Annotated in this window: 14 protein-coding genes; 5 read left to right on the top strand and 9 right to left on the bottom strand. The window is 54.2% G+C overall.

What is annotated here, in order from left to right; all coding sequences use genetic code 11:
• Positions 1-32: 32 nt before the first annotated feature.
• Entirely contained in the window at positions 33-1,256 is a 1,224-nt protein-coding gene (locus STSP2_RS12020) for an RHS repeat-associated core domain-containing protein (protein WP_146662998.1), read from the bottom strand.
• A gap of 280 nt (positions 1,257-1,536) precedes the next feature.
• On the opposite strand from STSP2_RS12020, the gene STSP2_RS12010 reads away from it, so the two are divergent.
• Positions 1,537-1,740, top strand: coding sequence for a hypothetical protein (locus STSP2_RS12010; RefSeq protein ID WP_146662994.1), 204 nt, complete (start codon positions 1,537-1,539; stop codon positions 1,738-1,740).
• Positions 1,741-2,004: 264 nt separating this feature from the next.
• On the opposite strand, the gene STSP2_RS17885 is transcribed toward STSP2_RS12010, so the two are convergent.
• Positions 2,005-5,319, bottom strand: coding sequence for a C25 family cysteine peptidase (locus STSP2_RS17885; protein ID WP_146662992.1), 3,315 nt, complete (start codon positions 5,317-5,319; stop codon positions 2,005-2,007).
• A 391-nt stretch (positions 5,320-5,710) separates the two neighbouring features.
• Here STSP2_RS17885 and STSP2_RS12000 point away from each other — a divergent pair, with 391 nt between their 5' ends.
• Both STSP2_RS12000 and STSP2_RS11995 read left to right on the top strand, forming a co-directional pair.
• Positions 5,711-6,559 carry a type II secretion system protein gene (locus STSP2_RS12000; protein ID WP_146662990.1) on the top strand — a complete coding sequence of 283 codons (849 nt, stop codon included), beginning with the start codon at positions 5,711-5,713 and terminating at the stop codon, positions 6,557-6,559.
• A gap of 163 nt (positions 6,560-6,722) precedes the next feature.
• Positions 6,723-8,312: an arylsulfatase gene (locus STSP2_RS11995; RefSeq protein WP_146662988.1), complete on the top strand. Its 1,590-nt coding sequence runs from the start codon at positions 6,723-6,725 to the stop codon at positions 8,310-8,312.
• A gap of 500 nt (positions 8,313-8,812) precedes the next feature.
• On the opposite strand, the gene STSP2_RS11990 is transcribed toward STSP2_RS11995, so the two are convergent.
• The 7 genes from STSP2_RS11990 to STSP2_RS11960 all read right to left on the bottom strand — a co-directional run bounded on the left by STSP2_RS11990 (position 8,813) and on the right by STSP2_RS11960 (position 14,701).
• Positions 8,813-9,091 carry a hypothetical protein gene (locus tag STSP2_RS11990; protein ID WP_146662986.1) on the bottom strand — a complete coding sequence of 93 codons (279 nt, stop codon included), beginning with the start codon at positions 9,089-9,091 and terminating at the stop codon, positions 8,813-8,815.
• Entirely contained in the window at positions 9,088-9,324 is a 237-nt protein-coding gene (locus STSP2_RS11985) for a hypothetical protein (RefSeq protein ID WP_146662984.1), read from the bottom strand. Before STSP2_RS11985 ends, STSP2_RS11990 begins: the two co-directional genes overlap by 4 nt.
• A 493-nt stretch (positions 9,325-9,817) precedes the next feature.
• The gene (locus STSP2_RS11980) at positions 9,818-11,014 is read right to left on the bottom strand and encodes a cofactor-independent phosphoglycerate mutase (protein ID WP_146662982.1); all 1,197 of its coding nucleotides are present in this window, start codon (positions 11,012-11,014) and stop codon (positions 9,818-9,820) included.
• Positions 11,004-12,332, bottom strand: coding sequence for a homoserine dehydrogenase (locus tag STSP2_RS11975; RefSeq protein WP_146662980.1), 1,329 nt, complete (start codon positions 12,330-12,332; stop codon positions 11,004-11,006). The genes STSP2_RS11980 and STSP2_RS11975 overlap by 11 nt, the downstream gene beginning before the upstream one ends.
• A 167-nt stretch (positions 12,333-12,499) precedes the next feature.
• On the bottom strand, positions 12,500-13,531 hold the full coding sequence (locus STSP2_RS11970; RefSeq protein WP_146659665.1) for a transposase: 1,032 nt from the start codon (positions 13,529-13,531) through the stop codon (positions 12,500-12,502).
• The gene (locus STSP2_RS11965; protein WP_146659667.1) at positions 13,528-13,767 is read right to left on the bottom strand and encodes a hypothetical protein; all 240 of its coding nucleotides are present in this window, start codon (positions 13,765-13,767) and stop codon (positions 13,528-13,530) included. The genes STSP2_RS11970 and STSP2_RS11965 overlap by 4 nt, the downstream gene beginning before the upstream one ends.
• Positions 13,768-13,906: 139 nt before the next feature.
• Positions 13,907-14,701 (bottom strand): RluA family pseudouridine synthase, encoded by a 795-nt coding sequence (locus STSP2_RS11960; protein ID WP_146662978.1) that lies wholly within the window; start codon positions 14,699-14,701, stop codon positions 13,907-13,909.
• Positions 14,702-14,932: 231 nt separating this feature from the next.
• Between STSP2_RS11960 and STSP2_RS11955 the strand changes: the two genes are divergently transcribed.
• Together STSP2_RS11955 and STSP2_RS11950 are read left to right on the top strand one after the other, a co-directional pair.
• Positions 14,933-15,502, top strand: a complete 570-nt coding sequence (locus tag STSP2_RS11955; RefSeq protein WP_146658894.1) for a winged helix-turn-helix domain-containing protein — start codon at positions 14,933-14,935, stop codon at positions 15,500-15,502.
• Entirely contained in the window at positions 15,409-15,981 is a 573-nt protein-coding gene (locus tag STSP2_RS11950) for an IS630 family transposase (protein ID WP_146662976.1), read from the top strand. Before STSP2_RS11955 ends, STSP2_RS11950 begins: the two co-directional genes overlap by 94 nt.
• The last annotated feature ends 73 nt before the right edge of the window (positions 15,982-16,054 follow it).

Below are 16,054 nucleotides of genomic sequence, written 5' to 3'. Positions count from 1 at the left end.
TACCACCTGTTAAGATATTATAATTTATGCTTTTATCGAAATCTTCTTCTGCTACGCCTCCTAGGTTCCCCGTCAATTTCTGTGGTTGTCGATGCCTTTCCACGTTTCCATTTCACTGTTCGCTCAACTTTGCCTCGAGAAAAGAAAGCTTTTGCCCAACCTAATCGTTGAAACCGGCCATTGATCTCATCTGGCAGGCCAGTAGCTATATCATTCTGTGCGGGGTTAAAATTATACCAGTCTTCCATTTCGATAGAAATATGAAAGCTATACTCGCAAGTAGCTGAATCATACTTTACAGGACCTTCCCCCCATATGCAGTGTCCGCCTAATGCCTTTTGCCAATTTTGAGTTTCAGGATGGCCAGTTCCACGTTCTTCTTGAGAGTAGACCCAGAACTCTTTTGTTTCGCCATCGTGGAGCCGTTCTATATCTGCTTGTGCACCAGCAATTTCTGATTCGAAAGACCGCCTAATTTTCGCATCTTCTTTGATAGCTTTGTTGTATTTAACATGAAGGTCATCACCAGATGCACCTCTGTAATGCCTATAAGCCCTGGCAGCATCAGGCATGAAACCTGTAGCTTCAAGTGTCTTTAGTAATTCGCGAAATATAAACCAGTATAAATAATCTTTCAGCGTGGGTTTTGCACTTGCATCATACTCATAATTATCATCCCAGTTAATATCTGGTCTAGGCCCATTGCCTATTGCATAGTCTTTCAGGCCCAAAAAATCCACTGCGATAGTGGGGATTAACCTCCCATAAGAGTAGGCGAGCAATCCGCCATCATACTGCCCTACAGGATCGAATGAATTACCTAAAATCAATCCAAAAGGTGCAATTCCCAGCGGATCCTTCTGCAGAAATCTGCCGGTTTGGGGGTCGTAGTAGCGGTGGCGGGAGTATTGTAATTTCAAAGAGCCGCCTTCGAGTATATCAAGGCGTCGGCCTGTGTACAAGTACGGATTTGCGGTTTTCGGGGCGTCCTGGGTGATGTCGTCGGCGGTGTAGTATGAGCCGTCGGGGCCGGGCAGGCGGACGGTTGCGGTGCCGTAGACGCTGTATTCGCAGCGTTCGGCGATGGTGCCGTCGGTCCAGTCGATCATTGCGACGGGGCTGTAAAGGTTGTTGTGGATGTAGGCGTGTGTCCGGTCGCCGTTCGCATCGGCCATCAGCAGGGCCTCGTCGACGTAGTTGCCGTAGATGCAGCTTGCCGATTCGCTTTCTGTGCCGGAGTCGACGGTGTACTCCATGAGGACCTGCCAGTTGTCGTTGTAGTAGTAGCGGGTTGTGATTGTGTGGCGGTCTGTGGAGTTTGGGCGGATATTATGGATTTTGTAAAGAGCTTGCTGGATTATAAGGGATTGATGGAGGGGAACAACCTTTTTATTTGCCGAGTCGACGGTTTGTTTGCGGCGAAAAGTGCCACTTTATTAAAGGTGTCACTTTTGCTGCGCAAATGCAATGGCTTCACTGGACTAACTCTTTTGCGTTTTTTGCTCGTTATGTTTTTGGGTTGAATGCGGTAGTCGTATGTTCGATAATGTTTCAGCCATTCGGCCGGGCGTTGACGGTTTGAGGGTGCATTGCTCGGCGGCGTTTGACGCGAACGTCCAGTGCCGTGGACGGCCATTGAAACCCGGTTTTGCCGGGGGGAGTGGTCCGCCCGAGAATTTCTCGGCTGCGTATAGTGATGTGCCCGACTGGGTGGCTGTTTTTGTTGAGATTGCCTGGTGACGGTGATGGCAGTTGGGCCGGGGCAGAATTTAACAGCCACGCCTCCGACGAACTTTCCGTTGGGTCCATTCTCGGCGGGCTATGAAATTATGCGGCTGGTGATTATGGAGCAGGGCTGTTACATGTTTTGGGTTAGCAGGCTTATTTGTGGTGTTTGAGGTTGCCACGTCGCTCCGCTCCTCGCAATGACAAATTTGTACGGGCCTTGTGTTCTTTTGGACCGTCTGAGGCGGATGACATCGGGGGCGGGATGCGCGTTGTGGGTCAGGGGGTTTTTAGCCAGTTTTGGGTCAGGATGGTGAGGTCGTGGAGGTTTACTTTGTTGTCGTTGTTGAGGTCGGCTGGGGGTTGTGCGGGGTTTGAAAGCCAGGCGTCTGCGAAGAGGGTGAGGTCGGGGATGCCTTTTTCGCCGGTGTATTTTTGGGCGACGTCTATGTGCAGGGTGGTTTCGTCGTAGTCGCCTATTGAGTCGGTTACGCCGATGGTGAATGTGTTGGGGTTTGTTTGTGTGTCGGCGTCGGCGGGTGTGCCGGTGAGTTCGCCGGCGGGTGAGACGGTGAGCCAGGCGGGGCCCGAGGCTTTGGTGAAGGTTAGGTTGTCGGGGCCGAGGTCGTCGGCTGCGGTGTCTGCGATGGAGGCGGTGTAGGGCTGGGCCTCGGTTGCGGGTGCGGCGGTTATGGGGTCAGCGGTGAAGTATGGGGCAGCGTTGAAGCCGGGGAGGTAGGGCATGATGTGTTCGGCGGGGATGATCTGTCGGGGGATGTCGGGGTGTTTCCAGGCGACGGAGAGGTGGTCGGCCTGTGTGTCTTCTTTGTGCAGGGCGGAGATGTAGTAGCGTCGGCCTGCGGTGAGGTGGATCGGGTCGGAGGTCTGGGCGGGTTCGAAGGCGTCGTCGAAGTTTTCTGGGGTGGTCAGGCTGGTCACTTCCGCGATGAGGGAGGTGTTTGCGGGGTCCTGGTCGGTGGAGAGGTGGAGCTGGGCAGTGTCGTCGGCGGCGATGTAGAAGGTGTATGGGCCCGTTAGGGGCGGGATTATGTAGCCGTGGATGCGCTGGCCGTAGGAGTCGGCGTAGTTTGAGGGGGCCTGGAACGTGCGGACCGCGCCGTTGCGGATGGGGATGTTGGGGTAGAGGATGTAGCTTGTGAGGTCGTCGACGGATGAGCCGGGCAGACCGGTCCATATTTCGCGGGTGAGGGCGCCGGTGCCGTTGGAGGTGGTGAAATGCCAGATGTCGCCGGTGAGGGTGCCGGTGGGGGTGACGGTGTCTATGCGCCAGAAGTATTGTGTTTCGGGGTACCAGTCGAAGGAGCGGTATGTGACGGAGGTGCGGCCGATGTATTCGGGGGAGAGGGTGGTGGCGGATTCGACTGCGTCGCGGGAGGTGCCGAGGTATATATGGTAGTAGCTTGCGACGGGGCTGGGGAGCCAGCGGAGCTTGATGGGCGGGAAGCCCTGTTCGGCGTTGGCGGGGGTTGGGTTGGTCGCGCGGCCGCCGCGACGGACGGCGTCTATGGCGGAGGCGTCGAGTGCGTAGTTGTAGATGCGGAGGTCGTCGAGGACGCCGTCGAAGAAGGTGCCTGTACGGCCGATGTCGGAGCCGATGCAGGTTGTGCCGGTGAAGGGTTCGGTGGCGTGGTTTGCGTATCGGGCGGCGGAGTGCATCTGGCCGTCGTACATGTAGACGGCGGCTCGGCCCGGTTCGATGGTCAGGGCGACGAATGTCCAGGTGTCGGGGGGGACGTTTAGGCCGGTGTTCCAGTATTCGTTGGTGCCGTTCCAGGTGTAGGCGAGCTGGTTGTTGTATTTGAAGTGGAGGGCTGCGCCGGCGGTGGTGCGGTTGGAGATGATTGCGGCGGAGTTGTTTTGTGTGCCGTCGGATTTGAGCCAGGCGGTGATGGTGACGGCGGGGTTGTCGATGTCGAGGTGGTTTACGGTGAGTGTGTCGTCGAGGCCGTCGAAGGTGAGGGCGCCGTCGATATGACCTGCGGTTGCTGCGGTGTCGAAGGTAAAGTTTTGGAGGGAGGCGTGGTTGTCGGCGATGGCGTCGGAGGCGGTGGTGCCGGCGGTTTCGTCGAGGCTGTAGCGGAGGGTGAGGATGCGGGGCTTGACGCGGAGGGTGACGAGGCGGGTTTCGGTTTGGCCTGTGGTTGTGTTGGTGAAGGTGAGTTCTGTGGAGTGGTCGCCCGGGGGGAGTTGGGCAGCGTCGGCAGTTATGGTGACGTATGCGTTTGCGGAGCTGTCGGGGTTGATGGTGCCGGTGGTGTTGGAGATGGAGAGCCAGGGGGAGTCGGCGGAGAGGGTGTAGTCGATGGGGGCGAGGGAGTTGTTGGTTATTGTGTAGGTTTGGGTTTCGGTGAAGTTTTCGAGCTGCTGGAGGACGTGGTGGGAGGCGCCGGTGGGTTCGACCATGAAGGCGTAGGGTTCGTAGGAGTCGCCGGTCTGGATGCGGATGGAGGGGTCGCCGTAGAAGTTGTAGCCTGCGATGGTGTCGTGGAGGACGGTTGCGTCGGCGGGTTTGCCTTGCCAGTATGCCTTGCCCTGGGTCATGCGGTTTTCGATGATGTTTTTGAACATGGGCCGGGGATCGCCGTTGACGCTGACGGATGCGGCGACGGAGCCTATTGCGCCGTTTCGGAGGAGGGCGGCGCCGAAGTTGTGTTCGTATGATGGGTTGCCGGACTGGCATGCGACGGACCAGAAGAGGGTGGGGTGGTCGTCGTCGAGTTTTTCGATGGCGTCGGTGTTTGTGAGGAGGCCGTTGGGGCCGTAGCTGGAGGAGTGTCCGCTGAGCCATGCGAGGCCGAATTTGTTCGAGTTGAGGGCGGTGATGACTTCTTCGGTTTTGGTGCCGGGGACGTATAGTTCAGCGGGGGGGAGTTCGTCGCCGGGGGAGTCGTAGATGCGGCGGTATTTCATGCCGCGGGGGATTAGGTAGTCGTTTTTGATGTGCTCCATGCCTTGGCGGTTGCCTGCTTCGTAGTTGTGGATGACGAAGAATGCGTTGTTTCGCCATTCGGTTTCGGCTGCGTTTTCGTATGCGATGCATTTGCGGAGTATGTGGTCGACGTCGGCGAGTTTGTACCATTGTGAGGATTCGCCGTAGTAGGGGATGCGGCCTGGGTAGACTTCCCAGTTGCCGTCGGCGTTTTCGGGCCAGTTGCCGTCGAGGTCGGCGTAGTACGTGTCGGTTGGGAAGGGTGAGTCGCCTACTGAGCTTTGGACGAGCTTCATGGGTATGGTGCCGGAGGTTGGGTGCGGGTTGCCGAGGAGGAGGACGTAGGTGATGTTTTGGGCGGTGTGGTTTGCGGCGAGGAAGTTGCGGATGTTGTCGGCGGCGGGCTGGCCGGTGGCGGAGCCGAAGTCGGATTGGGTTGCGAGGATGACGTTGAAGCCGCGGGCGGATTTGTGGGCGAGGAAGTCGGGAAGGGCGGCGGAATTTTGGGCGATGTAGTCGGTGGTGATTATGGCGTAGCCGGGTTTGTGGGTTTCGGCGGCGAGGGATGCGGGCGCGAGGAGGGCGGCGATCAGCAGGATGAGGCTGACAGTGAAGAGGTTTCTACATTTAAAAGTTGTTCTCATTGCTGTGCTATGATTCCTTGCGGCGGCGGGCCGGTTGATTGATTTGGATTAGATCATTATTAGAGCAAAAACGGGGGCGAAATGCAAATGCAGGGTTCGCCCGGCGGTAATCAAGAGCATATAAGGGTTTTATCGGCTGGATAGAGGGGAGGTTTAACGTTGGTGTTTGTGTATTTGAGGGAGTTTGAGGGGGATTTAGAAGGCTGGGTTTTGTAATACTTCACGGTTTGTGGCATTATTTGGCAGTTTTTTGTCGGCAAAAAATGATTTTATCGCAAAAATGTTTGGGTTTGATGCATATACATGCGAGGCGGGTCTGCAAAAATCGTGCGATTTTTGTATAATGGCAGAGGTAAGTTAATTCTGAACTTAGTAAATAAGGGGATCGCGAATGCGAGTGAAGAGAGGTTTTACGCTGATCGAGCTGCTGGTTGTAATTGCGATAATTGCGCTTTTGCTGTCGATCATGATGCCGGCGTTGAGCATGGTCAAGGAGAAGGCGCGGCTTGTGGTCTGCGGGAGTAATCAGAAGCAGCTTATTTACGGCGTGTCGATGTACGGTACAGAACATGATGGTAAGCTGCCGCCTAATCCGAACTGGGTGGGGGGCAATAACTATCATAGGCCAACGGAGCTGAACTGGTACGGCAATGGGGTTGGTACGCTGGATCCTACTTTGTCGAACTATCATCCGGTTGGTAAGTACCTGGGCGGTTATCTGCCGGACGTGGGTGTGTATAATTGTACCGTGGCGCCGATTGCTAAGGATACGCCGTGGCCGCCGCGCGGGTCGAAGGTGGAGTCGGTTGGGACTTATAATGAAGTCTATCAGGATTATGACTTTGCGCCGCTGCATGCGACTTATATGCTACTTTGGAACTACCAGGGGTATAATCAAAGTGTGAGCACTGGTGGTGCACAGGGTGAGAATTTTGTTGCGCCGAGTAAGATGAGCAGTAAAAACCAGCTTATATTGCAGGATTCGCTTTTTTATCTGCCGCAAGGTCAGGGGAACCTGTTGTGGGAGACGCCTTCGAATTCGTGGTACAGCAGTCATAATTTTGGCGGTGCTACGAAGGTGGACCCATATTTCGTGATGGATGGGCCGCAGGATGAGATTCCTGACGAAATAGACATTAATGCCGGCTATCTTGACGGTTCAGTTCAGAGGTTCAAGTCTTCAGAGTGCTACTGGGTGAAGAACTGGAGTGCCGCGGCGGGGTTGGTGCCTGTCTTTTGATCGGGACAGAGATTATTGGTTTTTAGAGCCGGTGCGAGTTTGTTCGTGCCGGTTTTTTTTTGTTGGCTCTGGGTTGGGGTAGTTTGTGTTAGCGGGGTTGTAATTTGCGGCTGGAGGTGATAGTATTATATCAGTATTCGAGGAATTTTTTTTGGAGCGACTAATGAGCGGGACTATTACGCGGCGTGGGTTTTTGAAGCGGTCGGGGCTGGTATTGGGCGGAGCTGTTTTGGGCGGGGCGGTTTCCAAGGTGAAAGGCGGCAAAGTTTCGGGTGAGCGGGGGGACAGGCCGAACGTTGTTCTGATACTTGCGGATGATATGGGTTGGTCGGATATCGGGTGTTACGGCGGTGAGATCGATACGCCTAACATCGATGAGCTTGGGTATAATGGGCTGCGATTTTCTCAGTTTCATAATACGGCGAAATGTTTTCCATCTCGGGCGTGTCTGCTGACCGGTAAGTATGCGCAGCAGTGCGGGATGGATAAAAGGCACGGGGAGATAAAGAACGCGGTTACGATTGGCGAGCTTCTGAAGCGGGGCGGTTATCGGACGCTTATGGCGGGTAAGCATCATGGGACGGAGAATATGTATGACAGGGGGTTTGACCGGTATTACGGGCTGCGGGACGGGTGCTGTAACTTTTTCAATCCGGGTGATCAGAGGCCCGGTGAGGGGAAGCCAGCGAAGAAGCGGGATCGTGTGTGGTGCATAGACGAGAAGACGTATCATCCGTACACGCCTGAGGAGAAGGACTTTTATACGACGGACTATTTTACCAATTATGCGCTGGATTACCTGGAGGAGTACAAGGATGAGGATCGGCCGTTCTTTTTGTACCTTGCGTATACTGCGCCGCATGATCCGCTGATGGCGTGGGGGGAGGATATTGCAAAGTATGAGGATTCGTACAAGGATGGGTATGAGCCGGTGAGGGCGAAGCGGTATAAGAGGCAGGTGGAGATGGGGCTGATCGATGAAAAGACGTATCCGCTGTCCGAGGCGACGTATAAGAAATGGGAGAAGCTGAGTGAGGAAGAGCGGGGGGAAGAGTCGCGGAAGATGGCGGTTTATGCTGCGATGATCGATCGGCTGGACCAGAATATAGGGAGGGTCGTCGAGAAGCTGAAGGAGATCGGGGAGCTTGAGAACACGCTTATTATGTTCGCTTCGGATAACGGAGCTTCGGCGGAGGTGGTAAGGCGGGGTGAGAATGTGCCGGGCAGCGGTGAGATCGGTTCGATGACTAGGTGGAGTTCGCTTGGGAGGAACTGGGCGAACGTGTGCAATACGCCGTTCAGGTATTACAAGAATTACAGCTATGAGGGAGGTATCTGCACGCCGTTCATCGCTTACTGGAAGGGTAAGATAGCAGGCGGGCGGAAGAGTGAGTTCGCGGCGCATTTTATAGACGTTCTGCCGACGCTTGGGGAGATATGCGGGGCGAGTTATCCGGACAAGCATGACGGGAAGGAGATCGCGGGGCCTGCGGGGATAAGTCTTGCGCCGATACTGCGGGGTGAGTCGCTGGAGAGTGATCGGGCGATCTACTGGCAGTGGGCGCGAGGCAAGGCAGTGATGAAGGGCAAGTGGAAGCTGGTTCGCTGGGGTTCGGGGCCGGATGCTTGGGAGCTTTATGATGTGGAGAAGGACAAGACGGAGACGGATGATCTGGCTGATCGGCGGCCGGGGGTTGTGGAGGAAATGGCGCGGATGCATGAGGAGTGGGTGGATCGGTGCAAGGAGGGGTGAGGCAGATGGGCGGTTGCTTGTTTTGAGCGAGCAAGCTTTTTGTGACGTTTGAGTTTGCCACGTCGCTGCGCTCCTCGCAATGACAATGACGGACGTTGTTGCTGTTGGTGCAGGGCCGCCGCAGAATTCTGAAACTGTTTCAAAACTCAGATTTATCTTTCGGAACCTTTTCCGTTCGGCTGGTGTGGTGAGTCATTAGGTGATTGGGCCGCCGCAGAATTTAACAGCCGCGCCTCCGACGTACTTTCCGTTGGGTCCATTCTCGGCGGGCTATGAAATTATGCGGCTGGTGGAGGGGGCGGGGCGTTTTGCTGCTGGTGGTGGCAGAGGGGGAATGACGACTTTTGTTGGTCATGCCAGTGTCACTTTTGCTGCGCAAACGCAACACGATCAATGAACTAAAACTTTTATGCCTTTTGCTTGTTTTGGGTGGTCAAGCTTTTTTGTGACGTTTGAGTTTGCCGAGTAGCTTCGCTGGTCGCAATATAAAAACTTGGGGGTTATTCACCGGGCCAAGTACCTTGGCCATTAATGGTTTTCGGGTGTGCTATCTGCTGGAGTTGTGTTCTCAGTTCGGCGAGTTTAGCAATGTCATTTCGGGCGATGGCGGTATCGACCTGCTGTATGAAATGGGCATCGGCGCGGGCCTGATCGTGCATGGTTTGGTTCGGCATGGGGGCAAGGGAGGAGGTTACATAGGCCAGGAAGGCGAGCATGATCAGGTTTGCGAATATGCTGGCTGCGAGGATGAGTTTGAGTTTTTCAGCAGACACTTTCATTTTTCATCTCCTTTTTCGGCAAGTACGTGGTTTGCTGTCTGGCGGGTGCTGGTGTGGAATTCGATCCTGTCGAGGAGTACCTTCGCGAGGCGGGCACCGGAGACTTCGCAGGTGTTGAGGGTGTTGAAGTTGAGGTTGCGGTAATAGACCCCGACTGCGTGGATGGTGAAGGGCAGAGCGACATTAAGGATCAGAGAGGCGATCAAAAGAGTTATGAATGTTTTGTTTTTCATTGGCTGCTCCTTTGATTTGTTTAGTGAGCAGAAATATTAGTAATTCTATTATAGCTTTTATCATGTAGCGGGAAAAGTCAATATTTAAAAATGGTTGTTTTTTTTGGTAATTTCTGCGATAAAGCGTCGGCGAGCTAAAGTTTGCTTGAGAATTGGGGATGGATGTGACGAAGGCCGACAACAGATAGTGATGCAGGGTGTTTTGGGTGTGCATGTGTGCTCGTTGTGTTCTCTGGGCCCCGGCTCGGAGGCCGGGGTGACAAAGGGGGGGGGCGTACATCCGCAGCCGCGAGGTTCTCTGGGTCCGCCTTCGGCGGATGACAGTGCGGGGCGGTGTGTGTTGAGTGAGCAAACTTTTTTGTGGCGATTGAGATAGCCACGCTGCTTTGCCGCTCGCAATGACAGCATTGGGGTGTTCATGCGGGTAGCTCATATTTCATGATGAACCAAAAATATGCGCGGAAATGGTGGTAAGCCGTAATTTCCGGTGCGGTCAGATGGTCAGGAAGTATTCCATCAGCTCTGAGCCTCGGGGTATGTGCAGGCCTGTTTCGAAGGCGTTTTCTTCGGAGAATGGTTTTTTCAGTGAGGCCTTTACGTTCGTTCCGGCCATTGCGAATGGGACCGGTTCGTCGGTGTGTGACTGGATCTCGATGGGTGTTGGGTGGTCGGGCAGGACGATGATGCGGTAGTCCTGGTACTTTTCGAGTGCTTCGTGTACGGGGCCGACGATGTGGCGGTCGATCTGTTCGATGGAATATTTCTTTGCCTGGGCGTTGCCTGAGTGTCCGGCTTCGTCGGGTGCTTCGACGTGGACGAAGAGCAGGTCGTAATTTTCGAGGGCCTCGACGGCTGCCTGACCCTTGCCGTAGTAGTTGGTGTCGATGTAGCCGGTGGCGCCTTCGACGTGGAGGATGTCGAAGCCGATGAGTTTTGCGAGGCCGCGGATGAGGTCGACGCCCGTGATGGCTGCGCCGGAGAGTTTGAAGCGTTTTTTGAACGAGTCGAGCGCCATTCGCTGGCCGTGGCCCCAGAGCCAGATGCTGGTGACGGGGTTTTCGCCGAGGTCCTTGCGGACGCGGTTTATGTCGTGGTCGGCGAGGAAGTCCTGCGAGCGTTTCATGGCTTCGACGAGCATTTTTGCGTGTTTGCCCTTGGGGTAGTACTTCGATGCTTTTTCGCCGATGATGTCGTGGGGCGGGGTGGTGACGATCTTTTCGAAGTCTTCGCCTGTGATGATGCAGAGGTGTCGGTAGCTGACGCCTGTGTAGAATTTGAGGCGTGCGTCTTCTGCGAAGAGGGTTTTGATGTCGGCGATGACTTTTGCTGCTTCGTCGGTTGAGATGTGGCCGGCGGAGTGGTCGGCCATCACGTCGTCGGCGATGGTGACGAGGTTGCAGCGGAAGGCCCAGTCGTCTTCGCCGAGTTTGATGTCCTGTGCGGCGGCTTCGATGGGTGCGCGGCCGTTGTAGTATTTTAGAGGGTCGTATCCGAGCAGGGACATTTGTGCGACGTCGGAGCCGGCGGGCATACCTGCGGGGATGGTCTGGACGGTACCCTGGCGGCCCTGGATCGCGATGCGGTCCATGTTGGGTGTCTGGGCGGCCTGGAGCGGGGTTTTGCCGTCGAATTCTTCGATGGGGTAGTCGGCGGCGCCGTCTGGGATTATGATCGCGTATTTAGTCTTCAATGTCGTCCTCCGGGATGTCTACGATCCTGATGCAGGTAGAAGTTTCGGTTATGACGTCGAGGTCGGTGATCTCCTGCAGGGCGGCGGTCATGTTTTTCTGTTTGGTGGCGTTGGTGGCGATGACGACGGGAACGATGTTTGAGTGTTCGGCTTCTTCGCGCTGGAGAACGCCTGAGATGCTGATGTTGTGGTCGCCGAGGATCTTTGAGTATGCCGCGACGACGCCCGGCTGTTCTTTGGCCATGACGCGGACGTAGAAGCGGGTGGTGAGGTTTTCGATGGGGTCGATCTTTTCGAGAGTTTCTTCGCGGGACTGTAGGGTCTGGCCGTTGAAGAGTTTTTCGGAATTGCCGAGAGCTACTTCGATGATGTCTGCGACTACCGCGCTTGCTGTGGGGAGCATGCCCGCGCCGCGTCCGTAGTACATTGTCTGGCCGACAGCGTGGCCAATAACGGATACGGCGTTGAAGGGGCCCTCGATCTGGGCGAGTGGGTGGTCGTCGTGGATGAAGGCCGGGTGGACGCGTAGGGATATCTTGTCGGTTTCGGGGTCGCGTTCGGCGATGGCGAGGAGCTTTAGTGTGTAGCCCATGTCGCGGCCGTAGCGGATGTCGACGATGCTGGTGTTTTCGATGCCTTCGAAGTAGACGTCGGAGAATTCGATCTGTCGGCCGAAGGCGATACGGCTGAGGATGGTGAGTTTGTGGGCGGTGTCTGCGCCGTTGATGTCGAGGGTGGGGTCGGCTTCGGCGTAGCCCTTTTCCTGTGCCTGTTTGAGGGCTGTGGGGAAGTCGATGTCGTTGTCGGTCATGTTGGAGAGTATGAAGTTGCAGGTGCCGTTGAGGATGCCGTAGAGGGCGTTGACCTGGTTGGCGGCGAGGCCTGTGCGGAGTGCGCCTATGACGGGTGTTCCGCCGCAGGTGCTGGCTTCGAAGGCGATGCAGCGGTTGTTTTCGCGTGCCACCTTGTAGAGCTCTGTGCCGTGTTCGGCGATGAGGGCCTTGTTGGCGGTGACGACGTGTTTGCCGGAGCGGAGCATTTCGATGACTATGTCTTTTGCGACGGTGGTGCCGCCGATGAGTTCTACTGCTATTGAGATGGAGTCGTTGTCGATGACGTCTGCGAGGTTGGATGAGAGCATTCCCTGGGGCAGGCTGAGGGGGCGCGGAGTGGTTGTGTCCATGTCGACGACGGAGACGAGTTCGACGTCGATGCCGCTTTTGGATTTGATGATGTCGTTGTTTTCGAGGAGTATTTTTGCTACTCCGGTGCCTACTGTTCCGAAACCGACGATACCTACTTTGACCTTGTTTGCCATGGGATTGCACCTCGTTGCTCTGGGGCTTCCGGGATTGAAAAGTGGAGTCCGGGAAGCGGTTTACATGATTTACTGTCGCATCCTAAAGAATGTTAGACTCTACAGGATGGCCTGCTGAGAGGCAAGTAAAAATGTTATCGGGTTAATGTGGGGGTGCATCACAATATTTAGGCACAGTCTTTTATAGCATATTCCCATAAATCGCTGTGCAGTGCGGTTCTGACTTCCAGCATAGCGGATGCTCCTTGTCGGCTCCACCGCATCCCTGAGCTCTTCAGGCGGGCCTGCACAACGGTTTTGCATGAACTTTCTATCGGTCCGCTGTCCACGCGAAGCCCCATAGCCAGCAATTTCGGATAGTCGATCCGCTCAATCCGCCGAGACAGGAAGTTGATCAGCTTCGACAAGGCCTCGGCGTCTTCGCTGCTCGCAACCCGGCTTTTGCTGATTCGCAAGCTCCTGATCAGTTTTTTGGGCCCCTTATCTCGAAGTACATGACAGTATTTGCTTCGCCAGCGATTGCTCCTCTTCGAATTTTCACCGTAAAGCAAACTGGCACACTCGCCAATGTGCTGACAGCAGTGCCAGTAATCAACTACTTGTTTTGCATTAGGAAGATTGCTTTTTATATGCCTGTGAAAACCTTCCGCACCGTCCATTAAAAACGTCATGTCTTTGGCTTTCGATGCTCCAATCCGAATCGCCTCACGACGGGCAAGAGAGCCGAACTGCTTGATCGGACCGAGCACAGCACGATGGCTGACCTTACTACAGGCGTCATCCTCGTAACGCAGAAGTTTGACTTCCTTCCACCCTTCACGACGTACGTTTATCAACACTCCGTCGGCATAGCCATACAGCTTACTGCCGGCAATTTCGTCCCACTTCCGGTCGTCGCTGCTGCAATCACGGTTTTGTCTGATAGAGCCTGAAACCGCCAATATCCGCCTTCTCAGCGATTCGTGAGATATATGAATACTGAAGTCTTGACGCAAAAATCGGCTAACCTCTTTATAAGGGCCACTTGCCGTATGACGCAATACCAGCTCGTTGGCGATCCGGCTGTATTTGCGGCCGCTGCTGACAAGATTGCTGATCGGCTTGCTGCTGCCGCAACTGCAATGATAATAAGTGCCGGTAAGACTTATATTGCCACGCTTGGTGATGAACTCGTAGGATTTGCTGCCCTTGTGTCTCATTTTTTTTTACACTTGCCGCAACGCCGGTAGTCCGAATCAGTCTGGGATTTTTCCAATGCCGTCTGGATAGCCTTTCGCTGCACATCCTTGAGTAAAGGCTCAAGCGTTCTGACGATCTGATCATCGCTGACATCCAGCAACGTCCCATTAGCCGCGGAATCGAGCTCGTCGTGGAGCTCCTGGCAACCCTTGCGAAATTCGGCAACCGCTTCTTCAATCCAATCCTGCTGTGACATGATATACCTCGAAAAATAACCTTTTCTCTAAGTTATACCATATCCAAAATGTTCGCGCCACCTTTTTTTGATGCACCCTAATGTGGAGTGCGGTTAAGATGTTTTTGGGGCAATCCGAGTGTATGGGGCGAGTTATGGGTTATATGGGGTCGGAATTTGTGATGCGTTCGAAGTCTGAGTAATTCAGGAAGGCGTCGGGGCCTGCGGGGTTGTGTTTTGTGAGCATTTTGATGGCGGCGTTGAATTTTTTGGGCAGGGGCGCGGTAAATTTACGTGGTTTGGTGTGTGTTTCGTCGGCTGGGAGGGTGATCTGGTATGCGTGGAGGGTGAGGGTTTCGATGAGGGGGCGTTCGGTTTTGCCTTCGGGGAGGCGGTATTTGGGTTTGAAGTCGGAGAGCAGGAGGGGGTTTGATGAGCCGTAGAGGGGGTCGATCGCGAGGGGGCAGCCAATGTCGGCGAAGTGGATGCGTATCTGGTGGGTACGGCCCGTGATGGGGTTTGCAGCGACGAGGGCGGCGAGGCCGAAATCGGCGAGGAGACGGTATTCGGTAACTGCCTGTTTGCCGCGTCGGGGGCTGACGTAGACTGTGCCGGGCTGTTTTTTGCTGGGGGCGATGGGGCGTTTTATGGTGCCTGTGTCGTCGGGGACTACGCCTGAGACGATGGCGAGGTAGGTCTTTTCGATCTTGCGTTTTGCGAAGCAGCCGGCGTATTTGCGCTGGGCGTCCTTTGTTCGGGCGATGAGCATGATGCCGGAGGTCGGTTTGTCGATGCGGTGGACTAGGAGGATAGTTTCGTCGGGGCCGAGCTGTTTGCGGAGGAGGGCGACGATGTCGGGTTTGCCGGTGCGGTCCTTTGTGACGGAGAAGCCGGCGGGCTTGTTGATGATGAGCAGTTCGTCGTCTTTGTGGATTATGTCGATTATTTTGGGCACTGTGTAGCTTTCCTGTTTTTTGTATTACAAATGGGCAGTGTTGAAATATGCTGCAAAGAAGGGATTATAGCTTGGTTTGGCTATGAAGACAAGGTGCAAGGGCGGAATGCTGGAGAAGATTACTGAGGAGTCGTAATACGCATTGTGAAATTTTTTCGCGCGCCACGGTTTTAGACTTGCGCCATCGCTAATGATGTGTCATAATTCCTAAAAAATGAAAGGAAATATGGCATGCACATCAGTGAGATCAAGTACGGTGACCTGCAAAAGTTAAAAGAAAAAGCTCAGATTGAAACCAATGCAAAGCAGCGAGATCGATATCGGGTGGTAGCCCTGGCATTGGAGGGATGGCAAACAAAAGCGATCATGACAAAACTTGATCGCAGCAAAAACTTCGTTCAGCGATGGTGTTATTTCTACCGTGATGGCGGCATTGAGGCTATCGCACCAAAACGTCAAAGCGGCAGGCCTACAAAACTGCCACGCAAAAAAGAGCCTGAGTTGATCAAGCGAATTCAAGATGGACCAACCGATTCAGACGGTGGTGTATGTGTGCTGCGCGGCAGAGACATAAGACGGATTCTTGAAAGAGAATTTGGCGTAAAATATTCGCTCTTCGGCGTCTATGATCTAATGCATAGATTGGGGCTTTCATGTCTAAAACCAAGGCCTAAGCACCGAAAGAACGATCCGGAAAAAATGCAGCAGTGGTTGGAGCAAGCCCCCTTTTTGTCCAAAAAGTCCGAACAGAAAACCCCGAAAAGAAAATTGAGATCTGGTTCCAGGACGAAGTGCGAATAGGCCAGCAAGGAACACTGACCGATGTTTGGGCTCCAAAAGGATCCAGGCCTACAGCAGTAAAGCAGACCGAGTATGATTGGGTATATATTTTTGGAGCTGTCAATCCTGTCAATGGCAAATCGTCGGCTGTGATTACTCCGACTGTTAACACTGATTATATGAATCACCACCTGAGATTTATAAGCGAGGAGGCAGGCAAAGATGTACATGTGGTTCTGGTTCTTGATCAGGCTGGTTGGCATATCGCTAAACAGTTGGTTGTGCCGAAGAATATCAGCCTGCTTCACCTGCCTGCATACAGTCCGGAATTGAATCCGATAGAACGTCTTTGGGCCTATATGAAGAGTCACTACTTGAGCAACCGCATTTACAAAAATTATGAGGAAATATTCAACGCAGGAACAGTTGCATGGAACAATATAACCTCAGAAATGTTCTGCTCAATATGCAATACTGAATGGATTAAGCATGAGAATTAATCACAATGCATATAAGGCGGTTGCGCTGTTTTTTTAGTACATGAAGGAATGAAGGAAAACATTCAGTTAGGCC

Source organism: Anaerohalosphaera lusitana (assembly GCF_002007645.1).
GTDB classification, from domain to species: Bacteria; Planctomycetota; Phycisphaerae; order Sedimentisphaerales; family Anaerohalosphaeraceae; genus Anaerohalosphaera; species Anaerohalosphaera lusitana.
Note: the sequence above shows the minus strand (reverse complement) of the source record. Positions and strands in the feature narration are given on the sequence as shown.

Excerpts from the sequence above, each read along its gene's own strand:
- STSP2_RS11965 (WP_146659667.1), bottom strand. The coding sequence starts at position 13,767 with ATGTCACAGCAGGATTGGATTGAAGAAGCGGTTGCCGAATTTCGCAAG.
- STSP2_RS11970 (WP_146659665.1), bottom strand. The coding sequence starts at position 13,531 with ATGAGACACAAGGGCAGCAAATCCTACGAGTTCATCACCAAGCGTGGC.
- STSP2_RS17885 (WP_146662992.1), bottom strand. The coding sequence starts at position 5,319 with ATGAGAACAACTTTTAAATGTAGAAACCTCTTCACTGTCAGCCTCATC.
- STSP2_RS11990 (WP_146662986.1), bottom strand. The coding sequence starts at position 9,091 with ATGAAAGTGTCTGCTGAAAAACTCAAACTCATCCTCGCAGCCAGCATA.
- STSP2_RS12010 (WP_146662994.1), top strand. The coding sequence starts at position 1,537 with ATGTTCGATAATGTTTCAGCCATTCGGCCGGGCGTTGACGGTTTGAGG.
- STSP2_RS11955 (WP_146658894.1), top strand. The coding sequence starts at position 14,933 with ATGCACATCAGTGAGATCAAGTACGGTGACCTGCAAAAGTTAAAAGAA.
- STSP2_RS11995 (WP_146662988.1), top strand. The coding sequence starts at position 6,723 with ATGAGCGGGACTATTACGCGGCGTGGGTTTTTGAAGCGGTCGGGGCTG.
- STSP2_RS11985 (WP_146662984.1), bottom strand. The coding sequence starts at position 9,324 with ATGAAAAACAAAACATTCATAACTCTTTTGATCGCCTCTCTGATCCTT.
- STSP2_RS12020 (WP_146662998.1), bottom strand. The coding sequence starts at position 1,256 with ATGGAGTACACCGTCGACTCCGGCACAGAAAGCGAATCGGCAAGCTGC.
- STSP2_RS12000 (WP_146662990.1), top strand. The coding sequence starts at position 5,711 with ATGCGAGTGAAGAGAGGTTTTACGCTGATCGAGCTGCTGGTTGTAATT.
- STSP2_RS11975 (WP_146662980.1), bottom strand. The coding sequence starts at position 12,332 with ATGGCAAACAAGGTCAAAGTAGGTATCGTCGGTTTCGGAACAGTAGGC.